Origin of the sequence: Flavobacterium sp. Root935, assembly GCF_001429295.1 — a bacterium.
Classification (GTDB): domain Bacteria; phylum Bacteroidota; class Bacteroidia; order Flavobacteriales; family Flavobacteriaceae; genus Flavobacterium.
Window position 1 is genome coordinate 1082805 of sequence record NZ_LMJL01000008.1, and the last position, 20598, is coordinate 1103402.

The 20598-nt window shown below is 33.7% G+C and carries 17 protein-coding genes; 4 read left to right on the forward strand and 13 right to left on the reverse strand.

Features of this window, described 5'->3' with window-relative positions; translation table 11 throughout:
* Positions 1-26 precede the first annotated feature (26 nt).
* Entirely contained in the window at positions 27-1733 is a 1707-nt protein-coding gene (locus ASE40_RS09800) for a tetratricopeptide repeat-containing sensor histidine kinase (RefSeq protein ID WP_057116766.1), read from the forward strand.
* A 103-nt stretch (positions 1734-1836) separates the two neighbouring features.
* Here ASE40_RS09800 and ASE40_RS09805 read toward each other — a convergent pair whose 3' ends face one another.
* From ASE40_RS09805 to ASE40_RS09825, 5 genes are all read right to left on the reverse strand, one after another.
* Positions 1837-3288 carry a TolC family protein gene (locus ASE40_RS09805; protein WP_057116767.1) on the reverse strand — a complete coding sequence of 484 codons (1452 nt, stop codon included), beginning with the start codon at positions 3286-3288 and terminating at the stop codon, positions 1837-1839.
* A complete protein-coding gene (locus ASE40_RS09810; protein WP_057116768.1) occupies positions 3281-6448 on the reverse strand; it encodes an efflux RND transporter permease subunit in 3168 nt (1055 codons plus the stop codon). Before ASE40_RS09810 ends, ASE40_RS09805 begins: the two co-directional genes overlap by 8 nt.
* A 106-nt stretch (positions 6449-6554) precedes the next feature.
* Positions 6555-7637, reverse strand: coding sequence for an efflux RND transporter periplasmic adaptor subunit (locus ASE40_RS09815; protein WP_057116769.1), 1083 nt, complete (start codon positions 7635-7637; stop codon positions 6555-6557).
* 179 nt (positions 7638-7816) lie between these two features.
* Entirely contained in the window at positions 7817-8200 is a 384-nt protein-coding gene (locus ASE40_RS09820) for a hypothetical protein (protein ID WP_057117012.1), read from the reverse strand.
* A 155-nt stretch (positions 8201-8355) separates the two neighbouring features.
* Positions 8356-8760: a GNAT family N-acetyltransferase gene (locus ASE40_RS09825; protein ID WP_057116770.1), complete on the reverse strand. Its 405-nt coding sequence runs from the start codon at positions 8758-8760 to the stop codon at positions 8356-8358.
* Between the two features lie 175 nt (positions 8761-8935).
* Between ASE40_RS09825 and ASE40_RS09830 the strand changes: the two genes are divergently transcribed.
* Complete coding sequence (locus ASE40_RS09830; RefSeq protein WP_057116771.1) at positions 8936-9499, forward strand: outer membrane beta-barrel protein; 564 nt, start codon at positions 8936-8938, stop codon at positions 9497-9499.
* A gap of 33 nt (positions 9500-9532) precedes the next feature.
* Here the strand turns inward: ASE40_RS09830 and ASE40_RS09835 are convergent, their stop codons facing one another.
* From ASE40_RS09835 to ASE40_RS09850, 4 genes are all read right to left on the reverse strand, one after another.
* A complete protein-coding gene (locus ASE40_RS09835) occupies positions 9533-10147 on the reverse strand; it encodes a tetratricopeptide repeat protein (protein WP_057116772.1) in 615 nt (204 codons plus the stop codon).
* Between the two features lie 102 nt (positions 10148-10249).
* Positions 10250-12127: a M1 family metallopeptidase gene (locus tag ASE40_RS09840; RefSeq protein ID WP_057116773.1), complete on the reverse strand. Its 1878-nt coding sequence runs from the start codon at positions 12125-12127 to the stop codon at positions 10250-10252.
* Between the two features lie 210 nt (positions 12128-12337).
* Positions 12338-13918: an NADP-dependent glyceraldehyde-3-phosphate dehydrogenase gene (locus ASE40_RS09845; RefSeq protein WP_057116774.1), complete on the reverse strand. Its 1581-nt coding sequence runs from the start codon at positions 13916-13918 to the stop codon at positions 12338-12340.
* A gap of 74 nt (positions 13919-13992) precedes the next feature.
* The gene (locus tag ASE40_RS09850) at positions 13993-14304 is read right to left on the reverse strand and encodes a rhodanese-like domain-containing protein (RefSeq protein WP_057116775.1); all 312 of its coding nucleotides are present in this window, start codon (positions 14302-14304) and stop codon (positions 13993-13995) included.
* A gap of 375 nt (positions 14305-14679) precedes the next feature.
* Between ASE40_RS09850 and ASE40_RS09855 the strand changes: the two genes are divergently transcribed.
* Entirely contained in the window at positions 14680-15321 is a 642-nt protein-coding gene (locus tag ASE40_RS09855) for a Crp/Fnr family transcriptional regulator (RefSeq protein WP_057117013.1), read from the forward strand.
* A gap of 311 nt (positions 15322-15632) precedes the next feature.
* Positions 15633-16424, forward strand: coding sequence for a sulfite exporter TauE/SafE family protein (locus ASE40_RS09860; protein ID WP_057116776.1), 792 nt, complete (start codon positions 15633-15635; stop codon positions 16422-16424).
* Between the two features lie 125 nt (positions 16425-16549).
* Here ASE40_RS09860 and ASE40_RS09865 read toward each other — a convergent pair whose 3' ends face one another.
* From ASE40_RS09865 to ASE40_RS09880, 4 genes are all read right to left on the reverse strand, one after another.
* Positions 16550-16936: a helix-turn-helix transcriptional regulator gene (locus tag ASE40_RS09865; RefSeq protein WP_057116777.1), complete on the reverse strand. Its 387-nt coding sequence runs from the start codon at positions 16934-16936 to the stop codon at positions 16550-16552.
* A gap of 231 nt (positions 16937-17167) precedes the next feature.
* Complete coding sequence (locus ASE40_RS09870) at positions 17168-17572, reverse strand: hypothetical protein (protein ID WP_057116778.1); 405 nt, start codon at positions 17570-17572, stop codon at positions 17168-17170.
* 513 nt (positions 17573-18085) lie between these two features.
* A complete protein-coding gene (gene cydB / locus ASE40_RS09875; RefSeq protein ID WP_057116779.1) occupies positions 18086-19162 on the reverse strand; it encodes a cytochrome d ubiquinol oxidase subunit II in 1077 nt (358 codons plus the stop codon).
* A 2-nt stretch (positions 19163-19164) separates the two neighbouring features.
* Positions 19165-20511, reverse strand: a complete 1347-nt coding sequence (locus ASE40_RS09880) for a cytochrome ubiquinol oxidase subunit I (protein ID WP_057116780.1) — start codon at positions 20509-20511, stop codon at positions 19165-19167.
* Positions 20512-20598 lie beyond the last annotated feature (87 nt).

Here is a 20598-nt window from a genome sequence, read left to right on the forward strand (position 1 = left end):
ACTATTTTCGGGGAAAGTAAATTTATATGTTACGGTCCCCGTTTTTTTATTTTGTTATCTTCCTTTCTTTTTTTTCTTGTAAAGAAAAAAAGCCTGCCAACCCTAACACTGAATCGGTACGGAAAGAGGCACTTCGTTTAAGAGATAAGGCAGATGAGGATTATCAAAAACAAAACTTCAACACCGCTTTTTATGATTTTAATAAATCAAAATTACTTTTTGAAACTTTAAAAGACAGCGCCAATATCTCATTTATACTTATTCAAATGGCTGCTATTCAGCAAATCAATGGTGACTATTATGGCAGTAAAGAAACAGTAACAGAGGCATTACCTTATGCTATAAAAAATAAAAACCATGTAAGCTGCATAAATAATACATTGGGGATCGCAGACAAAGAACTTTCTCTATATGATGATGCCATTTTTTACTATAAAGAATCAATAAAAGATTCTAAAGATATGGAGGAAAAACTAATCCCACTAAATAATATTGCAGCACTTTATATACACCAAAAAAAATATGATAAAGCAATTAATCTTCTAGAATCAATTTTAGAAAAACTTTTAGAGAATAAATCTGAAGGATATCTAAAAGGCAGGATGCAAGACAATTTAGGATATGCTTATTCAAAAAAAGGATTGGATGAAAAAGGACTTCGTTTAATGAATGAAGGTCTCCATCTAAAAAACGAAATTAAAGATACTTACGGAAGCATTGAAAGTTATCTACATCTTGCGGATTACTATTCTAAAAAAGACCTTCAAAAATCAGATGAAAATGCTCTTGCTGCTTACAATATTGCCACAAAACTAAACAGCGTTGACGAAAGACTCGAAGCGCTTCAAATTCTAATTTCAAATAATCATAGTTCTCAAGATACTAAATATGTGCAAAAATATTTTACACTAAACGACAGTATTATTAAGATTAGAAATAACTTTAAAAATAAGTTTGCTAAAATTAAATACGATTCTAAAAAAGAAAAAGATGAAAACGAAAAACTTCGTTTAGAAAAAGCAGAAAACTTATTATTTCTTCAAAGAGCCAAATACATGCGAATTGTATTTGTTATCGTTTTTGTTTTTTTACTGATTTTAATAGCAATTTTAATTCGTTATTATAAAAATAAAAACAAGGCTATAGAATTTAAAACTTCATACAATACCGAAACTAGAATTGCCAAAAAAATCCACGACGAATTGGCAAATGATGTATTTCATGTAATTGCTTTTGCCGAATCTCAACCCTTATCTCAAGAAAATACTAAAGAAAATCTATTACAAAAACTAGATGATATCTACGGGCGCGTGAGAGGAATTTCAAAAGAAAACAATAAAATTGATACCGGGGTAGATTTTACCAGAAGTATAAAAGAAATGCTTTCTACTTATAATACCAGAGAAAGGAATATCATGGTTACTAATTTAGAAAGTGTAAACTGGGAAACTATAGATGATGTAAAAAAGATCGCTATCAGCCGAATTTTACAGGAATTGATGGTCAATATGAAAAAACACAGTGAGGCAAACCTTGTGGTAATAAAATTTGACAGTGACCCAAAATCAGTCTTAATAAACTATACCGATAATGGTAAAGGCTGTGAAAAAACTAAGATGATAAAAAATGGTCTCCAAAACATGGAAAGCCGCATTCAGGCTGTTAAAGGAACTATAGATTTTGATACAGAACCGGGTAAAGGTTTTAAAGCAAAGATTTCAATGCCAAAATAAATTAAAATTAGAAATGTAAATAGATTCAAATTTAATTTAAAGAAAAAGGCCTTTCAGAATTTTACTTCCAAAAGGCCTTTTTTCTACAAATTAATTGGCAATATTATTTCCAACCGCCGCCTAAGTCTCTATAAACATGGACAGCAGCATTCAATTGTTCTTTTTTAGTATCAACCAATTCTAGTTTTGCTTCTAATGCATCTCTTTGTGTCATCAAAACTTCGAAATAATCAACTCTTGCAGATTTAAATAAATCGTTAGAAACGTCAATAGAAGTATTTAAAGCTTCTACTTGTTTCGATTTAAGATCATATCCTTTTTGAAGATTATCAATTTTAGACAATTGATTTGAAACTTCTAAATAAGCGTTTAAAACAGTACGATCGTAATTATATAATGCTTGAAGTTGTCTTGCATTTGCACTTGCAAACTCCGCTTTAATTGCATTTCTATTAATCAATGGTGCAACAAGATCTCCCGCTAAAGAATATAAAAGAGATTCGGGCATTGTAAGCAAATAAGATGGTTTAAAAGCTTGTACACCTATTGCAGCAGAAATATCCAAAGATGGATAAAACTCAGCACGCGCTACTTTTACATCTAATTTTGCAGCTACTAACTCCAATTCTGCTTGTTTCACATCTGGGCGATTAGCTAATAATTGAGATGGAATTCCAGAACTTACAGCAGCTGGAAGCAAACTTAAGAAATTAGTATTGCTTGTTCTTTTAATCTCCTGTGGATATCTTCCCAATAAAAAGTTGATTTTGTTTTCAGCTTCTTTTATCTGCTGCAAAATATCAAACTCCATACTCTGTGAAGTTAAAACCTCTGCTTCAAACTTCTTAACTCCTAGTTCTGTTGCTCTTGCAGCCTGCTTCTGAACTTTTACAATTTCTAAAGCGTTAGTCTGCAATTTGATCGTTTGTTTTACAATATCCAACTGATTGTCTAAAGCTATTAATTCATAATAAGAATCTGCAACTTCTGCAATAAGGTTTGTAATAACAAAGTTTCTACCTTCAACAGTAGCTAAATATCTGTTTAAAGCTGCTTTTTTAGAATTACGAAGTTTTTTCCAGATATCTACTTCCCAATTTGCATAAGCAGAAATCGTAAAATCTCCCAGCGGATCTGGTGTTTCTACACCTGGTTTAATTTCTGTTGTAGCATCACCGGCACCCTGGCTGGTATATCTACCTACTTTTTCTATTCCAGCGCCGGCGCGAACACCAACTGTTGGTAATAAAAGTCCTTTTCTTACTCGAATGTCATTCTTAGCGATTTCAATTTCTTGTAAAGTGATATTCAGCTCCTGATTATTTTTCAGGGCAATATCAATTAAATCAATAAGATTTTGATCTTTAAAGTAATCTTTCCAATTTAAAGCTGCCGTATTATTGTTTGCATCCTGAGCTTGAGCCGTTGTACCAAATGACTCAGGAACTGGTGTGCTTGTGGTAATTGCTGCCTCAGGTGCAGGGGCTTTACACCCTGCAACCGTAAGACATATTCCTAATGCAATACCATATTGATATGATTTGAATTTATACATGATTGTTATCAATTTCTTCTGTTAATGGATTTTCTTCTTCATGTTTTACTAGTTTGTGTTTCTCAGCAATCTTAGCGAATATGAAATACAATCCAGGAATCACGAATACACCACAAATAGTTCCTATAAGCATACCTCCTGCAGCTGCTGTACCAATAGTTCTGTTACCAATTTTACCTGGACCAGTTGCAAAAGCAAGCGGTAATAAACCTGCAATAAAGGCAAACGAAGTCATCAAGATTGGACGGAACCTTGCTTTAGCTCCTTCCATTGATGCTTGTAAAACTGATAATCCTGCTGCGTGTCGCTGAATCGCAAACTCTACAATTAATACCGCATTTTTACCCAATAAACCAATAAGCATTACCATTGCAACCTGAGCATAAATGTTGTTTTCTAATCCTGTTAATTTTAACAGAAGGAAAGCTCCAAAAATACCCGCTGGCAAAGAAAGAATTACCGATAATGGAAGGATAAAACTTTCGTATTGAGCAGCTAATACTAAGTAAACGAATCCTAAACAGATCAAGAATACCCAAATTGCCTGATTTCCCTGAGCTACCTCATCGGCAGAAATACCTGCCCAGTCAATGTCATATCCTCTTGGTAATTTTTCGGCCGCAATTTTCTGAATAACTTTAATCGCTGTACCAGAACTATAACCCGCAGCTGGTGAACCACTGATTTGTGTTGAGGTATACATATTATGACGTGTAATTTCAGAAAGACCATACACTTTTTCTAGTTTCATAAAAGCAGAAAAAGGTACCATTTCATCACGATCATTTTTTACATACAATTTTAAGATATCATCTGGCTGTGCACGATATTCTGGCGAAGCCTGAACGATTACTTTATAGTTGATACCAAATTTGATAAAACTGATTTCGTAGTTACTTCCCACAAGAGTTGACAAAGTATTCATGGCATTTTCGATAGAAACACCTTTTTGCTGTGCCAAGTCATTATCGACTTTCATCATGTATTGAGGAAAACTAGAACTATAGAAACTAAATACGTTTGATAATTCCGGTTGTTTATTCAATTCAGCAACAAAATCGTTATTTACTTGTTCCATTCTCTTATAATCAACAGAACCTGTTTTATCTAATAAACGAAGCTCAAACCCTCCGGCAGCACCATATCCTGGTACAGCAGGCGGTTGGAAAAATTCGATATTCGCTCCTGTAATATCTTTACATTTCTCCTCCATTTCATGCATAATCTCAACAACAGATTCTTTTCTGTCACTCCAGTCTTTCAAGTTCACCAAACAAGTTCCAGAGTTGGCCCCTGTACCTTCAGACAAAATCTCATAACCTGCTAAAGAAGAAACAGATTTTACTCCATCTATATCTTCGGCAATTTTTTGAACTCTCTCTGCAATATTATTAGTTCTTTCTAAAGACGAACCTGGAGGAGTCTGAATTACCGCATAAAACATTCCCTGATCCTCATTCGGAATAAATCCTGAAGGAACAGAACTGCTTATCAACCATGTTCCAGCACAGAAACCTAAAAGTGCCACAATAGTAACCACTCTTCTGTCAACAATTTTACCTAATAGATTTTGATATTTACCTTGCGCTAAATTGAATTTATCGTTAAACGCATCTATAAATCTATTTGCAGGGGTTTTCTTTTTAGGCTGACCATGATTGTTTTTTAACATCATCGCACAAAGTGCCGGTGTCAATGTCAAAGCCACAATACCAGAAAGGATAATTGCAGTTGCCATAGTTACAGAGAACTGTCTGTAAAATACTCCAACAGGACCAGACATAAAAGCAACAGGAATGAATACCGCAGCCATTAAGAATGTAATTGCGATAATTGCTCCTGCAATCTCGTGCATGGCTTTTTTGGTTGCTTTAAATGGAGAGAGATGTTCTTCTTCCATTTTGGCGTGGACGGCCTCGATAACTACAATCGCATCATCGACGACGACTCCAATTGCCAATACCAAAGCAAATAATGTAATCAAGTTCAACGAAATATCAAAGAATGTCATGAACACAAAAGTTCCTACCAACGATACTGGTACCGCAATTGCAGGAATAACTGTCGAACGCCAGTCTCCTAAGAAAAGGAAAACTACCAAACCTACCAGAATAAATGCTTCAACCAAAGTATGGATTACTTTTTCGATAGAAGCATCAAGGAATTTAGAAACGTCATACGAAATTTCATAATCCATTCCTTTAGGAAATCTTTGCTTGATTTTTTCCAGTTTAGCCTTAACTTCTTCAATAACCTGATTCGCATTACTTCCAAAAGATTGTTTCAATACAATAGCCGCAGATGGTCTTCCATTCAAATTAGAATAGATATCGTACATCGAGCTTCCAAATTCTACTTTAGCAACATCTTTTAATCTCAAAAGCTCTCCATTTGGATTTGCTTTTACTACAATATTCTCGTATTGCTCTTTTGTTGTAAAACGTCCAGAATATTTCAATACATATTCAAATGCCTGAGAACGTTTACCAGAGCTTTCTCCTGTTTTACCTGGGGAAGCCTCCAAACTCTGACTGGATAATGCTTCCATTACCTCATCAGCAGAAATTTTATAAGCCAGCATACGGTCTGGTTTCAGCCAGATACGCATTGCATATTCACGAGTTCCTAAGATATCTCCAGAACCAATACCATTTACCCTTTTCAATTCTGAAAGAACGTTGATATCGGCATAGTTATACAAGAACTTCATGTCGGTATTTTTGTCTGTACTGTAAAGGTTCACGTACATCAACATACTTGGTACTTCTCGTGTAATTTTGATACCTTCTCTAATTACTAATGGAGGTAATTTATTAGTAACCGAAGCCACACGGTTCTGAACGTTAATAGCTGCCTGATTCGGATCTGTTCCTAAGTTAAACACCACTTTAATTGTAGCTTCACCATCATTTCCTGCGTCAGAAGCCATATATTTCATTCCTGGAACTCCATTTAAGGCTCTTTCTAAAGGAATAACAACAGCTTTTACCATCAATTCACCGTTAGATCCCGGGTAATCTGCGGTAACGTTCACCATTGGCGGTGAAATGGTAGGGAATTGTGTAATTGGTAAATTCAATACAGACAAAATCCCTAAAAAGACAATTATCAACGATATCACTATCGACAATACTGGTCTTTGAATAAATTTATTAAACATTTTTATTTTTTTTAATGATTAAACTAAAAGGAAATCAATAAGTTACTTGCAAATATTAGTACTTTCAAAATAAACTGAATACTTAAAACTGCGACTGAACACTAATTTACTCTGCTTTTAAGCGCAGGTTATTGATAACCTTTTTAGGAGATTCAAATTCGTATTTAATTTTATCATTCTCTTTTACTTTCTGAACACCTTCAAGTAAAATTTTATCATTTTCATTAAGTCCGCTTTTGATCACATATAAATCAGGAATTTCACCTGTAATAGTGATTTCTCTAGAGCTTACCTTATCATTTTTATCCACAACAAAAACATATTTTTTATCCTGAATTTCGTAAGTCGCTTTTTGCGGAATTACAATTGCATTTTTAAGAGGAACCAGCATTTGTACTTGTCCTGTTTCACCGTTTCTAAGTAATTTACCAGAATTTGGGAATCTTGCTCTAAAAGCAATATTTCCTGTTTCGTTGTTAAACTCACTTTCGATAACTTCAACATTTCCTTTTTCTTTAAAAATGTCTCCGTTAGCCAAAACTAAATTCACTTTATTATCTGCACGATCTTTTACATTTGTTTCATAGCTGATATATTCTGGCTCCGAAACATTGAAATAGGCAAACATCTGACTGTTGTCTGAAAGACTTGTCAGTAATTCGCCTTCATCAATTAAACTTCCTAATTTTAATGGAATTCTATCTATTGTTCCATCAAATGGAGCTCTGATTTCTGTAAATGATAAATGAAGTTTTGCAAGAGCAACTTCAGCTTTTGCAGACTGCAATTTTGCCTGAGCTACACTTAATTCGTTTTTAGAAACGATATTTTTATCTGCCAATAGTTTTGAATTTTGTAATTCAATTTCTACTGATTTTTGTTCTGCCTGAGCTTTAAGCAATTCAGACTGATACATGTTTGGCATAATTTTAAACAACAGCTGTCCTTTTTTTACAAACTGTCCTTCATCAACATAAATGTTTTGTAAAAACCCTTTTTCCTGGGCGCGGATTTCAATGTTTCGTACAGATTTGATCTGCGAAACATATTCTTTTGTAAATGAAGTGTCAAGTTTTACGGGATTAGTTACTGTAAACTTTTCCGCTTCTTCTTTTTCTTCTTTTTTTGCTGTACAACTGGTTAAGCACACCGCGGCCATAAAGCCCGCGAACAAGATGATTCTTTTCATGATTTTTAAATGGAAATTAAGCGATTGAATGCTTGGAATACAAAGATTCCTTAAAGATGGATAAAACATCAGTAAGCCTTGGTCTGACCTTAATTGTCATATAAGCGGAAGTAAGAGAAAAATATACAGCAGCAAGATATGCAGGATCGCAACTTAGGCAACCAATGTATATTTTAAAATCAAATTCTTAATACTCTCTGAGTAATATATATAGGATTTGAATGCCCTAAGTTAGGCGTAGAAATTTTTAAACGATTGGAATCATTTGCAGCAGATTGATCTGATAAAGCCAGATACAAGTAGTCTACTAAACTGTAAGACGATGCAAAAAATTTATTCGTAAGTCCATCAACATCATCATTTCCTAGAAATTCCTCTTCAATATCAATATCTGCGGCATCTTCAATAGTTGAAGATCCACGATCTTGATTAGTGAATTTAACTCGGTGTTTCTTTTCAAGATTATGGTGCTGAGGTAAGCCAAAAGTATTAGCATTAAGATATTGGCCTCCGCCGAACAGAAGCATATTCATGAATACTAAAAATACTATTAACTTTCTCATTTGGGTGCGAAAGTAATAAAAGATTGGAATAAAAAAAATAAAATAAGAAAGTCTTAACATGTAATCGTAAACGAAAACGTTTTCACTTTAAAATAAAATCAAAATGGACATATTTAGACAACAAAAACCCACTCAAAACACTACAAACCAATCACTTAAAAGACGATCTGCATAATTACAAATTCCTGTCCTGCCTTTGTAAAAAGCTCTCCAGTATCAACCATACCGAATTTTTCATAAAATTGTTTTTTTTCTGCCCTTGCATTGCACCAAACTTTTTTTATTTCCTTTTCTCTCGCTGCCGTAAAAATGTGGTTCAATAATGCCGATGCAATTCCTCTGCCTTGATATTCGGCTAAAGTGGCTAATTTTCGAAACTGCATCTGTTCTCCCGCAATAAAACAAGACACTATTGAAACTAATTTATCATTCTCGTAAGCACCATAATGCAATCCTAAATTATCTTCTTCGAGCTGCACAAATTCAAAAGGCTGGTCTGGCCACATCACCTCATGTCTGATCTGCCACGTATCGGATGCATTTATTGTTTTAATTTCCATTTTAGTCCATTAGAAGTTGACCAAAAGTAATGCATTTTATCATGAATTTGAAAAATCAAAAAAGAGATGAATGTTAATATTCTTTCAAAAATTAAACGAAAATAAATCAGACAAATCGTTCAATTTAAACCAATTATCATTATTTTTATAGTACCAACATCAAATATCTTCCATTATGAAAAATTTCTTTTTAGCTGCTTTTTTATGTATTTGTGTCAACGGATTTGCGCAATTAATACAAATCGGACCTCAGATTTCAACTAATATAACTTCTGTAAATGCAAAAAATTTTAGTTCAGATCACACCAACACAGGAATTGGTTTTGCGGCATTTGCCCGAGTAAATCTTTTACTTTTTTATGGTCAGGGTGAATTTGGTTATTCGAAATCAAATTTCAGTGTTTATCAAGATGGTATTGGTGAAACCGAATTTAAACTAGCTGGGACAGACGCTTCGTTAATTGCCGGGTACAAGCTTGTACCACTGGGTAAAGTTGGAAATGTGAGGCTTTTTGTTGGGTATAACTGGAAAAATTATTCGGATATTAGTAAAAATAATAACCTCAATTCTATAGCATTAGAAAAGAACAATCATAGTATAATTGGCGGAGTTGGAGTTGATGTATGGAAATTGACTTTTGACGTACGATATCTTGCTGGCTTAACAGATATCGATTCTTCTGATGGTGAAATTAAAACAGGAATTACAAATTTTTCGCTTGGCTTTAAATTCTTGTAAAAAATAAAAGGGAATCAATTGATTCCCTTTCTATTATATCTTAACGTAGTAACTTTCCAAGTTATCCTCATCTATTTTTTCGATACCTTCTTCTGTTTTAACAGCTACATTGATTACATGCAATACATTTGATTTTTCGTTAATACTGCAATTCCAAATCGTTCCGTCTGAAAGTATGATTTCTGAATATAATGATACGGTATTCTTCTGATCATTATAAACTAAATTCTCAGTTTTTAGAATTTTCTTTTGTTTGGTTTTTCTATCAATTTCGAAAAACAAAATTTCATTTTCATTAATTTCAAGAAATTCATCGAAATCAGTCTGATTATCGACACTAGCAGATGTAGTTGCCCAAACTGGATGACTTCCAGTTTTCTTCCAAGTTCCTATTGCATGGTCTAAGATATTTTTTCTTAAAACATCACGTAAGGTGTCCACTTTTTTGATAGCTTCTTCCGCTATTTCATTGTCAGGTTTAATTTTTGCAGCTAAAGAAAATAAATCAATAGCTTTTGCAAAATCAGCTTTTTTATAATACGAAAGGGCTAATTCGTATTTATTCTTTTGAAATGTGGTTTTTTGATCATTCTGCCCGAAAAACTGACAAGTCTTCAACAAAACAATTAGAATAAAGGTCTTTTTCATTAAATTAGTAGGTTTATTTTTTGCAAACCTAATTTATTTTAAAGAAACTTTCTTACACTTTCTATTTTTTTTTNCGTTGTAATATATTTAAAAAACGTTTAATTATTTGATCTGCAAAATGTTATTTTCTGGAGTGGCATCCATAAAAATACCTCCGTCAAGTTGTACCTGCTTAATTTTTTTTGTACTTTTTAAAATAATTTTAGCTGTTTTTTGATTCTTTTCCCAAACTGAAGGAGTCTGATGCAATACTGCTTTTGAATTATCCGCATAAGTAATAATTGCATCAAAAGGAATAGCAAAACCTCCAATGTTTTCTACTGTAATTATTTTATTATCCGAAGAAATATTCTTTACTGCAATATCAAGATAATTATTAGTGAAGAACCAATTGTTGAAGAACCAGTTTAGATTTTTCCCTGTTGCAGTATTAAATGAATTAAAATAATCCCACGGAATAGGGTGTTTTCCATTCCAAGTATCCATATAAGCGTGCAACGCCTTTTTGAACAATTCATCGCCCAGCATATCTTTTAAAGCTAAATATGAAAGTGATGCTTTTCCATAAGAGTTATTTCCGTAACCTGCTCCAGAAACTTGTGTAGACATTGAAATTATCGGCTGATCTTCTTCCGTAGATCGATCATTTATGTATCCTTTTACTCTAAAGTCCTGATAAAATTTGTCTGCTGCTTCTTTACCATGTTCTGCAATTCCAATTAAATATTCAAAAGTTGTTGCCCATCCTTCGTCCATAAAAGCATAGCGTGTTTCGTTGATTCCCATATAAAATGGAAAATAAGTATGTGCAACTTCATGGTCCTGTACCAATTGTGCAAAAACAGGATCTCCCATTTGCGAATCGTTACACATCATTGGATATTCCATATCTGCGAAACCTTGAAAAGCTGTCATTTTAGAAAACGGATATGGAACTCCAGGCCAGTTATTTGAAAACCAATCTAAAGCATATTGATTGTTTTTTACTGAATTTACAAAATCTGTTCCTTTAATATCATAAGCTGCCTGAACACTTGCGCGGCGATTCGTTTTTTTATCCACTACAACACTGCTGGCATCCCATAAGTAATGATCGCTTAATCCAAAAGTTACATCTGAAATATTTTTGGCTTCAAACTTCCAAACATTCCAATCGTACTGCTTGGTTACAATACCGCTTTTCATTTCTTGTTCATTGGCAATATGCAGAATTTCATCTGTCGTGTAGGATTTTTTTAATCGAGCGGCAAATTCTGGCTGTAAAACCTCATCTGGATTTAGTAAATCTCCAGTTGCGTAGACTACATAGTTTTTTGGAGCTTTTACAGAGAAAACGTAATCATTAAAATCGTTGTAAAATTCTTGGCGGTCTGTATGTGGTAACCTATCCCAGCCATTATAATCGTCATAAACCGAAACACGTGGATAGCTGTAGGCTACAAAAAATGTAGTTTCGTCAATCTGTCCTTCTCTTCCACTTTCTTTAGACAAAGGATAATTCCATTGAATATTTAAGATGGTTTTTGAATGTGGCAAAATTGCCTTTTTCAATTTTACATTTCCAACTGTTCCCCAGTTTCTTGCATCTTCTTTGTAAACTTCATTTTCTATTTTTAATGAAGTGATAGTCAAGCCGTCGCTTAAAAAATCGTCGCTTACAGAGCTTCCGCGAGGTGCAGATGGCTTATGAAGGTTGTTTACAAAACGAATAGCCAAGTTTTTTAAAGTGTCTTTACTATTGTTCTCGTAAATAATTGTTTCTGTTCCGCTTACAATTTTAGTTTTCGGATCAACCGAAATCTCCATATTGTATTTTCCGTGATTCTGCCAATAGTTTTTTCCTGGTTTTCCGTCTTTAGAACGTGTTCCTTCTGCGTAAGCTTTTTTTATGTTTCTTGGCATATAAAGCTCTTGGGCAAAGCTGTTTTGGGCAAAAAAAACAAATGCTATTACTGCAAATTGCAATATTTTCTTTTCCATAAGTTATTCTTAGGTCTTTAAAATTAATTTTTGATAACAGATTAGTGGTGTCTTTTCTGCGAATGTTACAAATTTAATTATTAATTGTTAATGGTGAAATGTTAGATGTTAGATGTTAGATGTGAAAAGACTGCTCTAACATCTCACATCTCACATCTCACATCTCACATTTTACATTTTACATTTTACATTTTACATTTAAAAAAAAANCTACAAAATATAGTCGGTATTAATAAAATTCGATTCTTTGCTGTTTAGCAATTCCTGCAAAATTTCATTATTATAATCGATATCTTTTGAAGCTACAAACGTACGAATTGAGAAAGAACGCAAAGCATCTGGAATACTTAATGTTCCTACAGCCGAATCTTTGCGGCCTGTAAACGGAAACGCATCTGGTCCTCTTTGGCAAGAACTGTTGAGGTTTACTCTACAAACTAAGTTTACCAAGGAATCAATAAGCGGGGCAAGCGTTTTTATATCTTTACCAAACAAACTCACCTGTTGTCCGTAGTTAGATTCTGCCATATCATTTAAAGGTTCTTTGATATCTTTGAATGAAAGTACAGGGATAACTGGTCCAAATTGTTCTTCGTGATAAACGCGCATTTCCTTGTTAACTGGATATAAAACCGCTGGAAAAATATAATTATCAGTATGCTTTCCTCCTTTTTCATTAATGATTTTCGCTCCTTTACTAGTTGCATCATCTATTAATCCCTGAATGTAACTTGGTTTTTCGGTTTCTGGAAGCGGTGTTAAAGAAACTCCTTTTTCCCAAGGATTTCCAAAAATTAAACTATCTACTTTTTCAGAAAAGCGTTTATTGAATTCTTCTCTAACAGATTCGTGAACATATAATACTTTTAAAGCCGTACAGCGTTGTCCGTTAAAAGATAAAGTTCCCGCAATACATTCTTGGATTGCCAAATCTAAGTCGGCATCTGGTAAAATAATCGCTGGATTTTTAGCTTCTAAACCTAAAATCAAACGCAGTCTATTTTTGTTTGGATGCTGATCTTGTAAAGCAATCGCCGATTTACTATTTCCAATTAATGCCAAAACATCAATTTTTCCAGATTTCATAATTGGAGAAGCCACTTCACGTCCTCTGCCATAAACAATATTAATTACCCCTTTTGGGAAACTGCTTCTAAACGCTTCTAATAATGGTGTAATACATAAAACACCATGTTTCGCAGGTTTAAAAATCACTGTATTTCCCATGATTAAAGCTGGGATCAACAATGAAAAAGTTTCATTAAGAGGATAATTGTAAGGTCCAAGACACAATACAACTCCAAGAGGTCCGCGGCGAATCATGGCGTTTACACCCTGTACTTTTTCGAAGTGCGAACTGCGTCCATTTAATTCTTTATAACTGGCAATAGTATCGTAAATATATTCTACCGTTCTGTCGAATTCTTTTTGTGAATCTCCAAGATTTTTTCCAATTTCCCACATCAAAAGTTTAACCACTTCTTCGCGGGTTTCCTTCATTTGTTTCACAAAATTTTCCATGCACTTAATGCGATCTGCTACTTTCATAGTCGGCCATAAGCCCTGACCCATATCGTATGCATTGGTTGCAGCTTCGACAACTTCCGCCGCTTCTTTTTCTCCCATAAAAGGAATAGATCCTAATAAAGTCGGCGAATATTTTTCTGTTGAAGAAATAGTAGAAAACACAGGTGTGGTTTGCCCTGTCCATTGTTTCAATTCTCCGTTTACAAGATAAGTATCTTGATTTATCAGCGTATTAATCTGATATTCTTCTGGTATAAAACTCATAATTTGGTTTGTTTAATGGTCTGGTAATTCTATTTTCAAAAGAAAAAAGAGGCCTTTATATGCCTCTTCTTCTTTTATGGTTGTACTGTTTCGCCTTCCCAATCCAGGATTCCGCCAAGCAGATTGTAGGCATTTTCGATACCTAGTTCGTTCATGATCTGACATGCTTTTGCACTTCTAGCTCCAGAACGGCAGTATACATAGTAATTTTTATTTTTGTCTAATTCTTCGATTTCGTAAATGAACCCCTGACCCTTATTGATGTCAATGTTTAAAGCATTTTCAATATAGCCGTCATTAAATTCGTCTTCAGTTCTTACGTCAAGTATAACTGCATTTTCGTCAGCTTCTAACTGAGCAACCCAATCTTCTTGTGATAAATTCATAATAAAATGTGTTTTTGTAAAATTACGACGTTTCTATTTATAAAAAACGTACCAAATGCGATTTCGATTATTATTCTCAGAAAACGTTTTAGAGAAAGTATTATAATCAGTGATTTACAAATTTACTTACTATTTTTAAAAATTCAGTCTACAAAATCGGTAGAAAATAGGATTTTTTCATTTCCGCTAAATACATCTTAAATCTAATTTTATGACAATGAATCCCAAATCAAACTATTATCTTTGCAAACAATTACAATTTTAAATCTCTTTTTGATAAAAATTTAGAAACCAAAAGTATCATCTGTCAGTTTGAGCAGAGTCGAAAACCGCAAACATCTCGACTCCGATCGAGGTGCCAAAATTATTATAGCAATGCAAAATTCCTTAAAAACCATATTTCCCAATTTCTCCAACGAACTTATCGCTACTATAGAAGAAAACGGAAGCCTGCAGGATTTTGAAGCTGGAACAATACTAATGCGTATGGGGCAGTATATCAAAAATACCGCTTTAATAACCAAAGGAAAAATAAAGATTTATCGTCAAGGCGAAGATGGCGGCGAATTCCTAATGTATTATTTACAACCTGGCCAAGCCTGCGCCATTTCTATGATCTGCACCGCAAAAAGTGAGAAAAGCCAGATTATGGCGAAAGTTGTAGAAGACGTTTCTGTAATGATGATTCCACTGCAATTAATGGACAAATGGATGATGGAACACAGAAGCTGGTACGAATTTGTAATTGAAACCTATAGAAGCCGTTTTGAAGAAGTGCTGGAAGTAGTCGATAATATCGCTTTCCGTTCTATGGACGAACGTTTGGAGTTTTACCTAAAAAGGCATTCTGATGCCTGCGGCTGTTCTGAAGTCAATCTTTCACACCAAGAAATTGCAACGGAATTAAATACTTCCCGCGAAGTGATTTCTCGATTATTAAAAAAAATGGAACAACGCGGTCTGGTGAAACTAAACCGAAACCAGATTGAGTTATTAAACACTAATTTAACGAATTAACACTAATTCCAATAATTTATTTCTTAAAACGATTGTCAGTTCGAGCGTCCCGAGGCTTCGATAGATATTGCACATCGCATTTCGACTTCACTCAATGTGACAAAATATTTTATTAGTATTAAACACATAGAAATAGAGCTTTAGTAATTTTAAAAAAGGTGTTTTACTTTCATTACTGCACATAGGATTTAAATTTATGCAGACAGAATAATCCGTGAAAATTTGTGAAATTCGTCTTTAAAATTCCTTCTGTGATAAATGTTACTGTAGGATTCTAATTTCCGAAGCAACTTTGCATTAAAAGAAATGCAATGGAATATTTAGGCTATTTTGCTTCAATCATAATCGGAATTTCGCTTGGCTTAATTGGCGGCGGCGGTTCTATTTTGACTATTCCTATTCTAGTTTATTTATTTCAAGTAAATCCAGATCAGGCAACTTCATATTCCCTATTTATTGTGGGATTAACGGCTTTATCAGGAAGTTACAGCCATTACAAAATGGGAAATCTCAAACTGAAATCGGCGTTGTATTTTGCAGTTCCCTCTGTAATTTCCATATTAATTATCCGCGAAGTAATTTTTCCTCAAATTGCCGCGACTTTATTTTCAGTTGCCTCTTATACGGTTTCAAAAGATTTTCTGATCATGATAATCTTTTCCATATTAATGATTACGGCAGCAATTTCGATGATTAAAAAAAATCAGCCTGAGATAAAAACAACAGAAACCAATTATTTGCAGCTTAGTTTAATTGGCTTTTTAGTGGGAATCGTCACGGGATTTCTTGGCGCTGGCGGTGGATTTTTAATTATTCCTGCGCTTCTTTTCTTTGCCAATTTACCAATGAAGCAGGCAGTCGGCACTTCATTACTAATTATTACCATTAATTCGTCAATAGGCTTTGCAGGCGATTTATATATAGGAACACCAATCAATTATACTTTTCTATTAAGCGTTTCGGCAATGGCTTTAATCGGAATGATTATTGGAAGCCAGCTTTCTAAAAAAATCGATGGTGCAAAACTCAAACCTCTTTTTGGATGGTTTGTACTTGTAATGGGAATTTACATTATTGCAAAAGAAGTTTGTTTTAACTTTTAAAATTTAAAACGGATTGCCAATCTGTTTAGATTTTTATTTAAATATTTTGAATTTAGTTTTACTTGTAGAGTAATCTTTGTCAAAGTTATACACTTTGACAAAGATGAAACTAAAAAGTGTATTTCTTAAATCTCTCCAAACCTCTCTTTATAGCGTTCAAGCTCATGTTCTGTTCGGTTGAGAAGTTTTTCCAGAAGTTTGATTTTGTCTTCGTAAAGCTCTTTTAAAATCGAAGAATTATCAGCATTTATCAAAATGCTTCCGTTGTTGTTTCCTGTTATTTTATTAAAATTGTTAAAGTATTTATCGTAATCAAAACTAATTATATCCTCTACACTGACATCTAAAATTCTTCCAATTTCAACCAATTTCTCATAACTCAAAGAAGTCTTCCCTTTTTCAATTTTACTGTAACCTGCTTGTGTTACACCTAATCTTTCTGCCATATATTCCTGAGTATAATTCTTTAACTCTCTAATGTTTTTAATTTTGTTTTTAATTGTTGCGGCCATAATTTTTCTGATTTGGGGTCATGTATAGTTAAAACAGCCAGCCGTTGGTTAAACAGCGTAACTATACTTATTTTTGGGTATTCTAGTATTGCTTCATACTACTAATTTCTGAAGCATTGTTTTTTCGTTAATTTTTCCTTTTTGCAATAAATAACTACACATCAAAGCTCCCATTATGAAAACAAAATCATAATGGAAAATATCAATTACAAACATCCTTGAATTTTAAATTTAAGCGGTTCTTCCAATACTTCGCTCAAACTGAAGATCTAAAAAATGATCTATTTGTCTACTTATCAAAACCCGATCCTCTGCCTTGATTTTGGTTCTTATTTTATTTTTGTAAACATCCTTTACAAACACAAAATAGTTAAACTCCGTTTTTTCTCTAAACCAAGCGATTATAACAAGACTGTAACACAAAACTGCGGGAATAATGTAATACACATCTATTATATCAGAGAAAATCATGCAATAATAAGTAACAGCTGTAACGGCAATAAAAACACTATTTTCTAAAAAGTATTTTTTCTTTTTTTTCAGCAGTCCAATCTCTTTTATTTCATCAAATTGATACTGCCAATTTTTAGATTTGTAATGAAATCTAATCTTGTCGCGAAAAATTGTTAAAGACATAATTAATTAGTAGGTAAAAATAGATTTAAAAGTTATAGTAGAAATCATTTTTAAAGAATATTAGGGGAATAATTCTTAGATACGCAATATTAAGCATTAACTTCTTTTTTTTCCTACAATAGAAAATTATAGAATATAACTATAAGTTGTAATTAAATCTTTAATAATAATTTACCTCTTTTATTACTTATAAAATGTCCTGATTTAGGAGATTTATATTTTGGGCGTTTCCTCCGGCCGGGCTATCCGCTTGTATCTTTTCCTTGTTAAAGAAACAAGAAAAAGGATACCGCTCCTATCCCTAACGCACACTTGAGTGAATGATTTTTTTTGGTTTTAAAGATTTTTAACAATTGTCTCCATCTGGAGATAAAGAAATTTGAGTCTAGGTTTTAGCCAAACTTTTTATTTGGCTAAAGCATTCTCACCTTTCAATAAAAAAACCTCCAGTTAAAACTGGAGGCAATTCATATAATCAAATAATTAAAATTCGTGAATCAGCATTTATAAAAATTAATGCTCTCCATACCCAATATCATCCATTTTTCCGCTGAAAACACGATATTGAATAACAAAATAAACAATCACTAAAAATAGAGCGATAAAAAACCAGCTCAAACCAGCATTTAATCCGTATTCGTGAGCGGCAGTGTTGTAAATCGTTAAAGACGGATTTACTTTATTTGTTGAAGGCAAAACATTCGGAAAAATTGAAACTGCTGTCGACGCAAACCCGCCAACTAAAAACAAAGTCGAAAACAGAAATCCGTGACCATCTTTTTTAAACGAGCGAACTTTGAATAATCCTAAAATTCCAACAAAAGTCATTAAAGGAAAAAACCATAAAATCGGATTTTCAACAAAATTATGAAATGGTTTAGGCTCGATAAAATGCCAAATCTGCAATGAAATACAAACTAAAACCAGCAAAACAATATTCAAGGCAAAAACTACTTTTTTCAATTTCGGATTCAGAGATGAATTTGTTTTATAAATAATCCAGTTTGCCCCGTGAATAGTTAAAGCTACAGTACTTACAATTCCTAAGAAAAGCGTAAACCAATCGATAATTCCCAGCTCATTGGCCTGCGGACTAAAAGTTGGATTCCACAAAGGCAGAAAGAAAAAATGTGCTTCTTGTGTAGAAACGCCATTCTGCACCATTCCAAGATTGACCCCGCGAACGATATTTCCTAAAGCAATTCCAAAAAACAAAGCCAAAAGCAAACTGGCAATTCCGAAAGCTTTATCCCAAATACTTTCCCACATGGGATGATGCACCTGTCCGCGCATTTCTAACCCAATTGCACGAAAAATCAAAAGCCATAAAATCATAATCAACGGCAGATAAAATCCGCTGAAAGAAGAAGCATATAAAGTCGGAAATGCAAAGAACAAAACACCTCCGGCTGCAATCAGCCAAACCTCATTAGCATCCCAAAAAGGTCCAATTGAGTTTGTAATTACTTTTTTATCTCGCTCTGTATCTGCAAAAAACAAATGAATAATTCCTGCACCAAAATCGTAGCCGTCTAAAACCAGATAAACTGCCAGGATTCCCATTAAAACTACGTACCAAAAAAATTCCATACTTATATTTTTTCTGTTGAAAGTTCCACGTGATGCGGTCCTTTATTGATAATTTTTCCAATTAAAAGTAAAAACAGCATTCCAAGCAAAAGATACAATCCTATGAATCCAAGCAATGTGAACAAAGTATTTCCAGAAGAAACCGTTGGCGAAGCTCCCGCTGTTGTTCTCAGTAAATTATAAACCAACCAAGGCTGTCTCCCTAATTCGGCCGTGTACCAGCCTGTTGTATTTGCGATATAGGGAAATGGCATCATGAACATTAGTGACCATAAAATCCATTTGGTTTGATACAATTTTCCTCTAACCAATTGAAAAAGAGAAATTACCATTAAACCGATAAAAACTGTTCCAAGTCCAACCATAATATGATAGGCATAATACAATCCTGAAATATTTGTCGGATGCAGATCTTCTTCAAACTGATCTAAACCTTTTATTTCCTGATCCCAATTTCCATAAGTCAGGAAACTCAAAATATTAGGAACCGCAATTTTATTATCCAGTTTTTTATCTTTTACGTCAGGCTGGCCAATTAAAACAATTTCAGAACCTCTTTTCTCGGTATGAAAAATCCCCTCCATTCCTGCAAAAGTTACCGGCTGGTATTTGACCACATTTTTTGCCAGTAAATCTCCAGTCGGCACAGCCACAATTATACTCGAAATCAACCCGAATATCACGCCTGTTTTCAAGAACAATTTCCCAAAAGAAACATTTTTTTTACTCAAAATATAAAAAGCCCCGATTCCAGCCACAACAAAAGAACTTGTAACCAAAGAAGCTGCTTGATTATGAAGATAAGAAGGCCAAAGCCAAGGATTTAAAAATAAAGCTTTGAAATTGGTTAATACAAACTTTCCGTTTTCTAGAATTTCATAACCCACAGGATTCTGCATCCAAGAATGTGTGGCAATAATAAGATAACCACTTGCCCAAGAACCAATCATGATTAATACTCCAGTTACAAAATGCCATTTATGCCCGAGGAGTTTTTCTCCAAATAAAAATATTCCGAGAAACGAAGATTCGAGAAAGAAAGAAAACATTCCTTCCATCGCGAGCGTCTGACCAATAATTCCGCCCGTTAATTCAGAGAATTTGGCCCAGTTGGTTCCAAATTGAAACTCCATGGGAATTCCAGTTACAACGCCCATTGCAAAATTCAGGGCAAAGATTTTCATCCAGAAATGGGTGGCGTGATTGTATTGTTCGTTATTGGTTTTTAAGTATTTCCATTTGAAGTAAACAATGATGAGCGAAAGGCCCATTGTAAGCTGAGGAAAAAGATAATGAAAAGTAATGGTGAAGGCAAATTGCATTCGATCATAAAAGAGCATTTCTTCCATAATAGGTAATTTGTTTATGAAGTTCCACAAATTTACCCATTAAAACCCGAATTACCCCCTAAAACAAGAGTTTATTTCTAAATTTTT